At 68.3% G+C, this 13531-nt stretch carries 11 protein-coding genes; 9 read left to right on the top strand and 2 right to left on the bottom strand.

The genetic code is table 11. From position 1 onward, the window contains the following. Window positions 1-87 precede the first annotated feature (87 nt). Window positions 88-1212, bottom strand: a complete 1125-nt coding sequence (locus R9X41_RS17025) for an ion channel (RefSeq protein ID WP_318631630.1) — start codon at window positions 1210-1212, stop codon at window positions 88-90. Between R9X41_RS17025 and R9X41_RS17020 the strand changes: the two genes are divergently transcribed. From R9X41_RS17020 to R9X41_RS17010, 3 genes are all read left to right on the top strand, one after another. Beyond that, the gene (locus R9X41_RS17020) at window positions 1163-2320 is read left to right on the top strand and encodes a TonB-dependent siderophore receptor (RefSeq protein WP_318631629.1); all 1158 of its coding nucleotides are present in this window, start codon (window positions 1163-1165) and stop codon (window positions 2318-2320) included. The two genes, R9X41_RS17025 and R9X41_RS17020, sit on opposite strands and share 50 nt — an antisense overlap. Further along, window positions 2317-3141 (top strand): TonB-dependent siderophore receptor, encoded by an 825-nt coding sequence (locus R9X41_RS17015; protein WP_318631628.1) that lies wholly within the window; start codon window positions 2317-2319, stop codon window positions 3139-3141. Before R9X41_RS17020 ends, R9X41_RS17015 begins: the two co-directional genes overlap by 4 nt. Window positions 3142-3297: 156 nt before the next feature. Then, the gene (locus R9X41_RS17010; protein ID WP_318631627.1) at window positions 3298-3516 is read left to right on the top strand and encodes a DUF3072 domain-containing protein; all 219 of its coding nucleotides are present in this window, start codon (window positions 3298-3300) and stop codon (window positions 3514-3516) included. A gap of 146 nt (window positions 3517-3662) precedes the next feature. On the opposite strand, the gene R9X41_RS17005 is transcribed toward R9X41_RS17010, so the two are convergent. After that, window positions 3663-5792 (bottom strand): catalase, encoded by a 2130-nt coding sequence (locus R9X41_RS17005; protein WP_412556712.1) that lies wholly within the window; start codon window positions 5790-5792, stop codon window positions 3663-3665. Window positions 5793-6279: 487 nt separating this feature from the next. Between R9X41_RS17005 and R9X41_RS17000 the strand changes: the two genes are divergently transcribed. The 6 genes from R9X41_RS17000 (at window position 6280) to R9X41_RS16975 (ending at window position 13309) form a co-directional block, all read left to right on the top strand. Then, window positions 6280-6900 carry an ankyrin repeat domain-containing protein gene (locus R9X41_RS17000; protein ID WP_318631625.1) on the top strand — a complete coding sequence of 207 codons (621 nt, stop codon included), beginning with the start codon at window positions 6280-6282 and terminating at the stop codon, window positions 6898-6900. Window positions 6901-7013: 113 nt separating this feature from the next. Next, the gene (locus tag R9X41_RS16995; protein ID WP_318631624.1) at window positions 7014-8027 is read left to right on the top strand and encodes a hypothetical protein; all 1014 of its coding nucleotides are present in this window, start codon (window positions 7014-7016) and stop codon (window positions 8025-8027) included. Window positions 8028-8234: 207 nt separating this feature from the next. Next, window positions 8235-8474: a hypothetical protein gene (locus tag R9X41_RS16990; RefSeq protein ID WP_318631623.1), complete on the top strand. Its 240-nt coding sequence runs from the start codon at window positions 8235-8237 to the stop codon at window positions 8472-8474. Then, the gene (locus tag R9X41_RS16985) at window positions 8471-10549 is read left to right on the top strand and encodes a hybrid sensor histidine kinase/response regulator (RefSeq protein WP_318631622.1); all 2079 of its coding nucleotides are present in this window, start codon (window positions 8471-8473) and stop codon (window positions 10547-10549) included. Before R9X41_RS16990 ends, R9X41_RS16985 begins: the two co-directional genes overlap by 4 nt. 106 nt (window positions 10550-10655) lie before the next feature. Beyond that, window positions 10656-12338, top strand: coding sequence for an FAD-dependent oxidoreductase (locus tag R9X41_RS16980; protein WP_318631621.1), 1683 nt, complete (start codon window positions 10656-10658; stop codon window positions 12336-12338). Beyond that, window positions 12335-13309, top strand: coding sequence for a tripartite tricarboxylate transporter substrate-binding protein (locus R9X41_RS16975; protein ID WP_318631620.1), 975 nt, complete (start codon window positions 12335-12337; stop codon window positions 13307-13309). Before R9X41_RS16980 ends, R9X41_RS16975 begins: the two co-directional genes overlap by 4 nt. Window positions 13310-13531: the final 222 nt, after the last annotated feature.

Here is a 13531-nt window from a genome sequence, read left to right as displayed (position 1 = left end):
GTTGTGGCGGCCGCATCGCATCGCGCGGCGACGGTCGTCGGCAAGCCGGCGCACGCGGCATGCGGCAGGCGCGCCCGCGTAACCGGGCTACGGGGAGTGGCGATCGGTGAGTCGTTCCAGGACAGCCTCGCGGCCGAAGCTGTCTTTGGCCATGGCGGTCGGGCTGTCCCAGCAGGGCAGGGGTAGCAGCAGATAGGCCGCCAGCCGGGTCACGCGCGGCTCGTAATGGCGTCGCAGGCTGTCGATGCCGGTCGCCGCGGCCGCGTCTTCCCGCCAGTCCGGAAGGATCGCGCGCATGGCCGCACCGATCCGCTCGCGCGTGTCGGCATCCAGCGAGCGGCCGCCATCGCCCGCTGCTTCGTCGGATAGCAGCGCATCGCCCACTTCGACCAGCGTGCGGCGCAGTGCGGCGAAGGTCGCCGCGGCCTGGTGCCTCTGCCCCGCATGCGCGCCGGCGATGACGAGGCCGCAAACATCCATCACGGTGGTCAGCGCACCGACCCAGGAATGGCCCTCGTGCTGCGATCGGTAGAAAGCCAGCATCGGATACGCCGCATGGCTCTCGATAAGCTCCGCCGCCCAGCTCTCCCAGCGGGCCAGCCAGCGCTCCAGGCCGTCCTGCCCGCCTTGCGCGTGCCAGGCCAGCAGCTGGAGTGTCGATGCGGGCGTACCGGCCCGCAGTGAAAACTCGATCAGCTGCACATCTCGGCGGGTGAAGTGCTGGTAGAGCACCGGCAGGTAGCCGATGGTCAGCGCGATGAAGCCGAAGCCGGTGCCGGCCTCCAGGATGACCAGAAACCGCGCCAGGCGGGCGTGCGGCACGTTGTCTCCGTAGCCCAGGGTAAAGAAGGCATCGCCGCTGACGATGATCTGCCCCGCCAGTCCGCGCCCTTCTGCCCCGGACTGCAGAAGCGACCATTGCACCAGCCCGAAGCCGACGATCAGGCAAGTGGCCCACAGCCCGAACAGGGCGACCATCGACAGCGGCCCGTACACCGCCAGAAAGTCTTCGCGGCGGCGCCCCGGCTTCAATCGGAGTCCCAGCCAGGCCCAGCCGAGCCAAGTCAGTCTGAAGAAATACCGGTTGATCTTCATCCGGCGGCGAACCGTGCGGGGCAGCAGCACGACCTCGAAGGCATCCATCAAGGTCAGCAGGACGAGGATGGAGCCCGACACCGTCATCACGCGCCAGTTGCTCGATGACCAGAACATCCGCACGCTGGAAGACGCGCTGCGCACCACGCCCGGCATGCTGATCCAGGACGGCAGCAGCTACGAGCGCACCTACTTCTCGCGCGGTTTCCAGGTCGATTCGGTGCAGTACGACGGCGTGCCCTCGGTGCGCACCAACGGCTTCGCGGTCAGTCCCGACCTCGCCGCCTACGACCGGGTGGAGGTGCTGCGCGGTCCGGCGGGCTTGTTCACCGGCGCGGGCAGCCCGGGCGGCACCGTGAACCTCGTGCGCAAGCGGCCGCTCAAGTTTCGCCAGACCAGCGCCCAACTCACGGTCGGCAGCTTCGACACCTATCGCGGCGATGTGGACCTGAGTCTGCCGATGAACGAGAGCGGCAGCCTGCGGGCCCGGATCGTGGCGGCGCACGAGGACAAGAAATTCTTCTACGACCGGGCGCATACCAAGCGCTCGCTGTTCTACGGCGTGGTCGAAGCCGACCTCACGCCCGACACCACGCTCGGCCTGGGCCTGAACTACGAGAAGAACGATCTGGTGCCGATGTACGGCGGCTTGCCGCGCTACACCAACGGCGGCGACATCGGGCTGTCGCGCTCGACCAACCTCAACGCGGCCTGGGCCAGGACCGACATCGAGAACACCACCGTCTTCGCCGACCTCAACCACCGCTTCAACAAGGACTGGCGCCTGAAGGCCGGCCTGTCGTACATGAAGGAAGACAACGCCGACCGAAGCGGCTCCAACTTCAACGCCGTCAATCCGGCGACCGGGCTGGGACAGACCATCTCGGCCTTCGACCAGAAACTGGTCGGTGAGCAGACCGGACTGGACATCTCGCTCAACGGCAGCTTCGAGGCCTTCGGCCGCCAGCACGACGTGCTGGTGGGCGGCAACTACATGAAGCGCGACTACGACCTGGCCAGCCAGCCGATGGCCGTGTCCAACGCCGGCTTCAATGTCTTCAATTTCAACCCGGACAACTACAGCGTGTTCCCGACCACGCCGTCGCCGACCCGCGCCGCTACCAGCACGCTCAACCGCACCGAGCAGTCGGGTGTTTACGGATCCTTGCGTTTCGCCCTGACCGATCAGTTCAAGCTGACGGCGGGCGGGCGGGCGGGCGGGTGAGCCAGACCGAAAATTCGGTCCTGAACAAGGTCACGGGCCTCTACAACACCCGGCCGTACAAGGAGAACAGCCAGTTCACGCCGTTCGCGGCACTGAGCTACGACTTCAATCCGGAGTGGACCGCCTACGTCAGCTATGCCGAGATCTTCCGGTCGCAGGCCAACCAGTACACGCTGTCGGGCTCACCGCTGGATCCGGCCACCGGCAAGAACTACGAAGTGGGGGTGAAAGGCTCGCATTACGGCGGCAAGCTCAACTCGGCGATCGCGTTGTTCCGCACCATCGAGGACGGCCGGGCGCTGCAGGTGCAGGCATCGCCCTGCGGTGGCTCGCCTACCGGTGGCGCGTGCTTCGCCAATGACTCCAAGGTGCGTAGCCAGGGACTGGATACCGAGATCTCCGGACAGCTCGCGACCGGCTGGCAGCTCGCCGGCGGCTACACCTTCAACCAGACCCGCTACCTGCGCGACACCGCCGCCAACGAGTCGCAGCCCTTGTCGTCGTTCACCCCGCGCCACATGCTCAAGTTGTGGAGCAGCTACCAGCTGCCGGGCAACTTGTCGGCATGGACGGTGGGCGGCGGCGTCAACGTGCAAAGCATGGCGTACAAGCTCAACGGCACGGCGCGCATCGAGCAGGGCGGCTACGCGGTGTGGTCGGCACGGGCCACCTACCGCATCAACCGCAACCTGACGGCAGCCCTGAACGTCGGCAACGTTTTCGACAAGAAGTACTACCAGACGCTCGGCAGCAGTGCCGGCGGCGGCAACTGGTACGGCACGCCACGCAGTGTGATGGCGACCTTGCAGGCGGCGTTCTGAGGCGGGGCTGACCTTCACGACCTGCCAGTCGATCGGCCCCCGAACGGTGGGCCCCGGCTTGCAGGCTGTATAAAACGACAGTGTCGCGCGGCATCGCCCTACACGGCCCACGCAGTGCCGGTCGGAAAGTGACCCATCCATTCACCGGAGAACACCATGACCGACAAACACGTTCAGTCCGAAGCCGCCGAGAGCAACATGGAAAAAGACCCGTCGACCTGGGTCACGGGCGACGAGGCGATGACCGGGGCGCAGAAGTCCTATCTGGCCACCCTGTCTGAAGAGGCCAGGCAAGAGTTCGACGAAACGCTCACCAAAGCTCAGGCTTCGGTCCGGATCGAAGAACTCCAGGCCATGACCGGTCGCGGCAAGTAAGCCCGAGCGGTGTATCGACGAGGCCACGGCGGCACGCCAGAAGGGCGTCCACCGTGGCTTTTTCACGCGCCGACGCAGCCGCCCGACGGTGGCGCGGCCGTACGCCGCCGTAGGCCGCGTGGTGCCGATCAGGCGGATCAGGCGGATCAGGCCGCCAGCGCGCTCTTGACCGCGCGGTCCCAATGCCGATGCATCGTCATGTCGGCGATGAAGCCCTGGCTGAGCTCGGCCGGCTGGCTGGCGACGCTCACGCCGGGCACTTTGGCGCCGGTGGTGGAAATGCCCGCGGCGGCCAGCAGGCCCGCGCCGTCGGCCAGCGCGCCGAGCGGCTTGGCGTGGCGGAAGGCCTCGCGCACGTAGTCGATCGCGTCGCCCGACGCCCGCAGCGCCGCGACGCTGTCGGCGCCTGCCGCCACGAAGACCGCGTCGAAGACCAGCGAGGGCGTCGTCACGATGAGCTCGTCCACCGCGACAGGCGTACCACCCGCTGACCACAGGCTGCCCAGGTGCGGCGCGAGCACCTTCACCATCACGCCGGCCCGCACCAGCATGGCCTTGACCGCCTGCAGGCCGTCGCCGTCCACGCCGTCGGTCGCCAGGATCGCGACCTTGCGGCCGACCACGCTCTTGGGATTGGCACGGGCGATCATCGACAACGCGGGCGAAGGCGCATAGCGCTTATTGCCGTTGCGCGGGCTGGCCGCCGGCACCGCCACGCCCAGCACCGCGGCCACGCGCGTGGCCAACTCGCGGTCGACATTGACCAGGTTGGACAGCATGCGTGCCCGTACCGCCGGCACCGTCAGCTTGCCCAGCTCGAACTGCAGCGCCTCCACGATGTGCTGCTGCTCCGGCGGCGTCTGGCTTTGCCAGAAGAGCGTGGCCTGCGAATAGTGGTCGGCGAAGGTCTCCGACCGATGGCGCACCTTGACACCGGCCACCGGCACTTGTGCAGTGACAAAGCCTCCATTGGCGGCAGGCACCTCGCGAATCGGTGGCACGTCGATCGAACTGGGTTCGTAGTTGACCCGGCCCTTCGCGATGGTCTGGCGATGAAAGCCGTCGCGGTTCATGTTGTGCACCGGGGCGAGCGCGCGGTTGATCGGGATCTCGTGGAAGTTGGGTCCGCCCAGGCGAGTGAGCTGGGTGTCGACATACGAGAACATGCGGCCCTGCAGCAGCGGGTCTTCGGTCACGTCGATGCCGGGCACCAGGTTGCCGGTATGAAAGGCTACCTGCTCGGTCTCGGCGAAGTAGTTGTCCGGATTGCGGTTGAGCGTCATCTTGCCGATGGGCCGCACCGGCACGATCTCTTCGGGCAACAGCTTGGTGGAGTCGAGCAGGTCGAAGCCGAAGCGGTTGGCATCGGCTTCCTCGACCACCTGGACGCCGAGCTCCCATTCGGGAAAGTCGCCGGTCGCGATGGCGTCGGCGAGGTCGCGGCGATGGAAATCCGGGTCCTTGCCGGCGAGCTTCTGCGCCTCGTCCCAGGCCAGGCCGTGCACCCCCTTGAGCGGCTTCCAGTGGAACTTGACCAGGCGGCTGGTGCCCTGCGCGTTGGTGAGGCGAAAGGAGTGCACGCCGAAGCCTTCCATCATCGCGTAGGAGCGGGGCAGGGCGCGGTCCGACATGATCCACATCACCATGTGGGTGGACTCGGGCACCAGCGAGATGAAGTCCCAGAACGTGTCGTGGGCGGTGGAGGCCTGGGGAATTTCTCGGTCGGGCTCCGGCTTGGCGGCATGGATCAGGTCGGGAAACTTGATCGCGTCCTGGATGAAGAACACCGGGATGTTGTTGCCGACCAGGTCGTAGTTGCCTTCGTCGGTATAGAACTTGACGGCGAAGCCCCGGACATCGCGGGCGGTATCGGCCGAGCCGCGCGAGCCCGCCACGGTGGAGAAGCGCACGAAGACCGGCGTCTTCTTGCCACCGGCGCCGAGAAAGCCCGCGCGGGTGATGGCGGCCTGCGAGGCATAGGTTTCGAAAACGCCATGGGCCGCCGCGCCACGCGCATGCACCACCCGTTCGGGAATGCGCTCGTGGTCGAAGGCGGTCATCTTCTCGCGGAACAACTGGTCTTCCAGCAAGGCCGGTCCGCGGGGGCCGGCGCGCAGGGTGTTCTGGTTGTCGGCGATCTTCAGTCCCTGGTTGGAGGTCAGTGCCTGGCCGGCGTCGACGGTCGTCTCGTGGGCCAGGTCCTGGGCCTTGTCGGCGATCGGTGTGGCGGCGGCGGCGATCGCCGCCGGCTGCTGCGCGGCGGCGTTCTGGGCCATCAGCAGCGGCGCCACGGCGGCGCCCGCCGTGGTGGCGCCGGCGGTGCCGAGAAAGCGGCGGCGCGAACCGGCGAGCTGGGGACGGTCTTCGGGTGTCAGGGGGGAGGTCATGTCGTTCCTTTTTCCGCGCGACGTACGCCCGCACACGCGTGGGGGTCGGCCATGCGGCGGCTCGGTCGTGGAATGCGTGCCGTGGCCCGGTCGGTGTGACAGGCGGGTGGCACCCTGGGCGGCACGGGTCGAGGAACCGACTCGCACACCAGATTGCTGGCGCCCAGGTCTCGGAGGCGTGGATGCTCCGGCGAATGTCGGCAACGCCGACGAGGCGCACATGCTAGACGTGGCGACACTGGGGCGGGCTCAGGTCGGCGTGGCGTCCTACGCGGGCTCCGATCGGTAGCGCTGCCCCATGCCGATGTGTAGAAATGGAAACGTCCTTCCTGCGTCGCGGCCTTCCAATCCGGCAAAACCCATCCAAGGAGAAAGAATGACCGACTCGACCGATTCCTCGCCCAATTCCCCGTCCAATTCCCCGTCCAATTCCCCTTCCAATTCCCCGTCCAATTCCCCGCCCGTAACCGCCACCGATCAGGACGTGCTGGACTTCGCCCACCGCATGTTCGAACTCGCCCGGGCCGGTGACGCGAACGCTTTGCAATCGGTGCTCGAACGCGGCCTGCCGCCCAACATGAGCAACCACAAGGGCGATACCCTGGTGATGCTGGCCAGCTACCACGGCCATCTGGCTGCCACGCGCGTGCTGCTGGAGGCGGGCGCCGATCCGAACCGCTTCAACGACATGGCGCAGACACCGCTGGCCGGTGCGGCCTTCAAGGGCAACCTGCCGATGGTGGAACTGCTGCTCGCGCACGGTGCGGCCCTGAACTTCGCACCCCCGGGCGGCAAGACCCCGCTCATGTTCGCCGCCATGTTCAATCGAACGGCGATCGTGGACCTGTTGATCGACCGGGGGGCGGATCCGGATGCCGTCAGCTCGGACGGCATGACCGCGCTGACGCTGGCACGGTCGATGGCTGCGGCCGATACCGCAGTGCAGCTGGAGCGTCGGCAAGCCAGTCCGACGGAGGATCGCGCATTGCCAGGCTGACCTGGCGGGCGGTGCAGTCCGTCATGATCGCCTACAGCTTCCTGCGCCTTTCGGAGGGAACCCGGGCGCGACCGGCGCCCATGATGCGATCTCCAAAATCGAGGAGCTCTCGCATGAATATCAACAGCCCGGTTGGCACCGTCCAACACGCCGGTTCCCCACCCGTCAACACGCTGCATCGGGACGACGCCCCGTCGCCGACGAGCGCCGTCTCCTGGGGCGCCATCTTCGCGGGAGCCGCTGCCGCCGCCGCGCTTTCCCTGATCCTGCTGGTGCTCGGCGCCGGCCTCGGCATGGCCTCCGCGTCGCCCTGGGCCGACCGCGGCGCAGACGCCGGCACGCTGGGCATTGCCGGCATCCTCTGGATCACCATCACCGGCCTTTTGGCTTCAGGGATGGGCGGCTACCTGGCCGGCCGCCTGCGCACCAAGTGGGTCGCGGTGCACACCGACGAGGTCTTCTTCCGTGACACCGCCCACGGCTTTCTGGCCTGGGCCGTCGCCACGCTGGTGACCGCCGCGGTGCTGACTTCGGCGGCCGGCTCGGTTGTCGGTGCCGGCGCCAAGGCGGGCGCATCGCTGGCCGGCGGCGCTGCCGCCGCTGCGACCGCCGCCACCGCCGGTGCCGCCACGGCCGGAGCGAACTCGCCCACGGCGTCCGCGGGCACCGGCTACTTCGTCGACGCGCTGTTCCGCAAGGCTGCAGTCGCCCCGGCCGGAGCCGCCCCTGCTGCCGATGGCACAACCGCTCCGGCAGCCGCGGCCGCCCCCGCAGCGCCGATGACCGGCGACACCCAGTCGAACGCCCAGACCGCCGCCGAAGTCACCCGCATCTTCGCCAACAGCATTCGCACCGGCGACCTGCCTCCGGCCGATGTCAGCTACGTCGGCCAGCTTGTCGCGCAACGCACCGGCCTGAGCCAGCAGGAAGCCGAAAAGCGCGTGACCGACACCTACGCCCAGGCGCGCAAGAAGCTCGACGACGCCGCTGCCGCCGCCAAAGAAGCCGCCGACCAGGCGCGCAAGGCGTCGGCTTACACGGCCCTGTGGCTGTTCATCTCGCTGCTCATCGCCGCCTTCGCCGCCAGCTACGCCGCCACCATCGGCGGCCGCCAGCGCGACCTTTGATTTCACCAGGAGACTTCCATGCGTTCCTTGCTTCTTCTCTTTCTCGGCGTGCCGATCCCGATCATCATCCTGATCGCACTCTTCGTTCACTGACCTCCGCGTCATGATGCGAAAAGCCGGCTCACGCCGGCTTTTCGGCTGTCGGCGCCCGCCCGGTACCCGTGGGTGCCGGCGGCGGTCCGCCACCTTTCCATGCAAAGGTTTTCCATGGGCCTTCCCGACCACCTTCGAAACCGAACCGAGCGGATGGTGTACGGCTGGGCGACGTATGCCGGCGACCCCCTCGGCGTCGCGTCGAGCCTGTCGCTCCACGAGCTCGACATCAGTCGCCAGATCGCCATCGGCCACCAGTGCGGCATCGCTGTGCGCTCCGACGATGGTGGAGACGAATTCACGTCGTTGGTCGCACGTCGCATCGAAAGAAGCATGGGCGGTGAGGTCCCATGAGCGGGCCTGCACTGCATTTCCTCACCGGTGGCGGCGAGATGGGTGCCCGCATGCGCGAGCACGACTGGGCGGCCACGGCTCTGGGTCCGCCTGCGGACTGGCCCGAGGCACTGAAGACCATGGTGTCGACCCTGATCAATTCGCCTGTCCTCGGCACGGTGCTGTGGGGCCCCGAGTTGCGCATGCTCTACAACGATGCGTACGTGCCGTCACTGGCGGATCGCCATCCGGCCGCCCTGGGCAGCCCGGTCGCGCAGGTCTGGGGCGATGCCTGGGCGCGGGTGGCCCCCGCGTTCCTGTCGCTGCTGAAGACCGGCGAAGGGTTCATTCAGACCCGCGTCGAACTGCCCATGGTGCGCAGTGGCGTGGCCGAGGTCACCTGGTGGAATTTCAGCGCTGCGCCCATCCGTGACGACCGGGGTGCGATCGTCGGCATCCTGAACCAGGGTGCCGAGATCACCGACCAGGTGCATGCCGAGCAAGGGCTGGAACTCGAACGCATCCGCGCGGAGGCCGAGCTGCGGCGAATCAACCGCGAGCTGGAAGTGCGGGTGATGGAGCGCACCGTCGAGCGCGACCACATGTGGAACACGTCACCGGACCTGATGCTCATCATCGGCTTCGACGGCATTCTGCGGCGCGTGAATCCGGCGTGGACGACGCTGCTCGGCTACACCGCCGAGGAGCTCGTCGGCCACCATGTCAACGAGTTCGTGGTGGCTCCCGACCACCAGCAGACGGTGCAGGCCTATGAACTCGCGGCGAGCGGCGGACTGCCGCGCATCGAGAACCGGTATCGACACAAGAACGGTTCGCTGCGCACCATCTCCTGGGTGGCCGCACCCACCGGCGACATGACCTACGCCACCGGGCGCGACGTCACCGAGGAACGGCGCCGCCAGCTCGAACTGGAAGCCGCGCAAGAGCAGCTGCGCCAGGCGCAGAAGATGGACGCCATCGGCCAGCTGACCGGGGGACTCGCCCATGATTTCAACAACCTGCTCGGCGGCATCAGTGCCAGCTTGCAGGTGCTGCAGGCCCGCATCGAGCGCGGCAGGACCGAGGGTATCGAGCGCTATGTGCACATGGGGCAGGACTCGGTGCGCCGCGCGGCATCGCTCACGCACCGGCTGCTGGCCTTCTCGCGCCGCCAGACACTCGACCCCAGGCCGGTCGACGTGAACCGGCTTGTCGGCGGCATGGAAGACCTGATCCGCCGCACCGTCGGCGTCGGTGTCGACCTGCAGGTGATCGGCGTGGGCGGCCTGTGGCCGGTGAAGGTGGACGTGTCGCAGCTCGAGAATTCGCTGCTCAACCTCTGCATCAATGCCCGCGACGCGATGCTGCCTGCCGGAGGCCGGCTGACGATCGAAACCGGAAACCAGACACTCGAAGACCTCGCCGCCCAAGAGCAGGGGCTGCCGCCGGGCCAGTACATCGCCATCTGCGTCACCGACACCGGCACGGGCATGACGACCGAGGTCCAGGCCCGGGCCTTCGAGCCATTTTTCACCACCAAGCCGATCGGCCAGGGCACCGGGCTCGGCCTGTCGATGGTCTACGGCTTCGTGCGCCAGTCGGGCGGCGAGGTGCATATCGATTCGCAGCCAGGCCAGGGCACGACCCTGTGCATGCGTCTGCCGCGCCATTTCGGCGAAGCGGCAGCCGACGATCGGCCGGTAGCGAGCGACCCGATCGAGCGCGGCGACGGCACGACCGTGATGCTGATCGAGGACGAAGCCACCATCCGCATCCTGGTCACCGAAGTGCTGCAGGACGCGGGCTACCGGGTGATCGCGGCCGAAGACGGCCCTAGCGGCCTGGCGGTGCTGCAGGAAAAGGGGCGCATCGACCTGCTGGTGACCGACGTCGGGCTGCCCGGCGGCCTCAATGGTCGCCAGGTGGCCGACGCCGCACGGGTCGGACGCCCCGGCCTGAAAGTACTGTTCATCACCGGCTACGCCGAAAACGCGGCGGTTGGCAACGGCCGGATGGAAGCCGGCATGGAAGTGCTGACCAAGCCGTTCGAGCTCGCCACCCTGGCCGGCCGGGTGCGCCGCATGATCGAGCGTTGATCGCCGCGAGGCCTGGCGCGGCGGGCGGTTGCTTCACCCGGTTGCCGATCCGGTGGAATGCGGCGACCATGGACTTCCGTTCACATCGCATGTCATCGACGTTCACATGGCCCATCCTGACCCGATCGAAGTGGAAACCCGCCGGCACCAGATGTTTCCGGCACTCGACGCGGCCGACGCCGCGCGGGTGGGGCGTTTCGGCACGCAGCACCACTACCCGCGCGGTGCGGTCCTGTTCCGGGCGGGGGAGCCCGGGCCGGGGCTGTACCTGGTGTTGTCGGGGAAGGTGGCGATCTCGCAGCGCGACGGCCTGGGCCGCATCACGCCGGTGGCGGTGCAGGGGCCGGGGCAGTTCCTGGCGGAGGTAGGCACCTTGTCGGGCCAGCCGGCGCTGGTGGACGGCCATGCCGAAGAAGACGTCGAGGCCCTGCTGGTGCCGCCGGAGCGCCTGCGCGCGCTGATCGTGGCCGAGGCCGACCTGGGCGAGCGCATCGTGCGGGCGCTGATTCTGCGGCGCGTCGCGCTGATCGACGCCGGCGCCAGCGGCCCGGTGCTGATGGGCCCGCCCGAATCGGCCGACGTGGTGCGGCTGCAGAATTTCCTGGGCCGCAACGGCCACCCCTACCACGTGGTGGATTCGTCCACCGACTCCGACGCCGCCACGCTGCTGGAGCAGTACGGCGAGGCGAACTTGCTGGTGGCCTGTCCCAACGGGTCGGTACTGGTCAATCCGAGCAACGAAGCGCTGGCGCGCTGCATCGGCATGGTCGACACGGCCGAGCATGCCGGACTGTTCGACGTGGTCGTGGTCGGCGCCGGGCCGGCCGGCCTGGCCACGGCGGTGTATGCGGCCTCCGAAGGCCTGAAGGTGATGGTGCTGGACTGCCGCAGCTATGGCGGGCAGGCCGGCGCCAGTGCGCGCATCGAGAATTACCTGGGTTTTCCGACCGGCATCTCCGGCGGTGCGCTGGCCGGCCGCGCCTATGTGCAGGCGCAGAAGTTCGGCGCCGAAATCATGATCCCGGCCAAGGCGGTGTCGCTGGACTGCAGCGGCGCCCACACCGGCGAGGGGCTGCGGCTGGGCCTGAGCGACGGCCGTCAGCTGCGCGCCCGCGCCGTGGTGGTGGCCAGCGGCGCGCGCTACCGGCGGCCGAAAGTGCCGCGCCTGGCCGAATTCGAAGGGCGTGGCGTCTGGTACTGGGCCTCGGCCATCGAGGCACGCATGTGCTCGCGCCAGGAAGTCGCGCTCGTCGGCGGCGGAAATTCGGCAGGGCAGGCGGCGGTGTTCCTGTCGCAGCACGCGGCGCTGGTCAACGTGCTGGTGCGCGGGCCGTCGCTGGCGGCGAGCATGTCGCGCTATCTCATCGATCGTATCGAGGCTTCGCCCAACATCGTGGTGCGGCCCTACACCGAACTGGTCAGCCTGCAGGGCGAGCCCGCCACGGGGCTCGAGGGCGCGACCTGGCGCGACGCGCGCACCGGCGGCCAGCACGACTGCCCGGCGCGCAACCTGTTCCTGTTCGTGGGGGCCGAGCCCGAGGTCGACTGGCTCGACGATTGCGGCGTGGAGCTCGACCACCATGGCTTCGTGCGCACCGGCGCGGCCGTCGAGGGTGCTGCCACCGATGCCGTCACCGCCACGCTGCAGACCAGCGTGCCGGGCGTGTTCGCGGTGGGCGACGTGCGCTCGGGCTCGGTCAAGCGGGTGGGCGGCGCCATCGGCGAAGGCGCGACAGCGGTGGCGCAGATCCATGCGCACCTGGCGCGGCTCGAGCGGCAGGTCGCATGACGATGGGCCACCTCGACCGCCGCACCGTGCTGGCCGGGCTGTCGGCATGGGCCGCGCCCGCCGCGTTCGCCCAGGCGGGGTTTCCCTCGCGCGCAGTGCAGATGATCGTGCCGGCCGCCCCGGGCGGGCCGGTGAGCAATGTCGCCACGCTCCTGCAGCCGCATCTGGCGCGGCGCTGGCGGCAACGGGTGGTGCTGCAGTACGTGCCCGGCAATGGCACGGTGACCGGGGTGCTCGCGGTGGCGCGCTCGCCGGCCACCGGCTATCACATCGGCCTGGCGACCTCCGCGCTGGCGATCAATGCGGCGCTGCGTTCCACCATGCCCTATCGCACGCTGGACGACCTGGTGCCGGTCTCGCTGCTGGCGAGCTTCCAGTACGCGATATTTGCCAACCGCCGTGAGCCGATCCACCACGTGGGCGACCTGCTCGCCTTTGCCCGTCGACGCGGCGGCGCTGTGCCGTATGCATCGCCCGGCATCGGCACCGGCGCAAATATCGCCATGGAAGCCTTTGCCTACGAGGCGGGTTTTCGTGTGGAGCATCGGCCCTACAACAGCACCACGCCGGCCGAGGCGGCGGTGCGCGCCGGGGAGGTGCCCTTGTTCGTGGGCGGGCTCACCACCACGGTCGAGGCTGCGCAGAACGGCCCGCTGCAACTGGTGGCGCTGATGGGCGGCAAGACGGCCATTCATGCCGACGGGGTTTCGTGGGCGTCGGACCTGGTGCGGGGTTTCGAGGTCACCGGCCATGTCGGGGCGATCGCACCGCGTGCGGTGCCACCGGCTGCGTTGCAGGTGTTGGGCGCCGATCTTGCCGCGGTCGCCAAGCTGCCGGAAATGCGGGCAGCGCTCACCGAGATCGGCATGGAGCCTATCGGCTTCTTCTCGCCCGAATCCGAGGCGCATCTGCGTGCCGATATCGCGCGCTGGCGCCTGGTCGGGCGCGCGGCGCGTATCGAGCTGAACTAGCGGCCGGTCGCGCAGCTTTGTGTCAGAGCGTTAAAAAATCACGATGTGTGTGTAGGAGAGCTGCGAAATATCCAATACGTTCACCTAAGGCGCAGTATTTTTGATTAGGGTCGGGAGATCTTTAACCCCTTTGTCCGGCGGTGCCATGCTTGCAGACTTCGAGAACGGTTCACCCGCCAGCGCGACATTGCATCGCGGCGCGAGTGCGGACGCCTGGAAATC

Source organism: Xylophilus sp. GOD-11R, from assembly GCF_033546935.1.
GTDB lineage: Bacteria > Pseudomonadota > Gammaproteobacteria > Burkholderiales > Burkholderiaceae_C > Xylophilus.
Note: the sequence above shows the minus strand (reverse complement) of the source record. Positions and strands in the feature narration are given on the sequence as shown.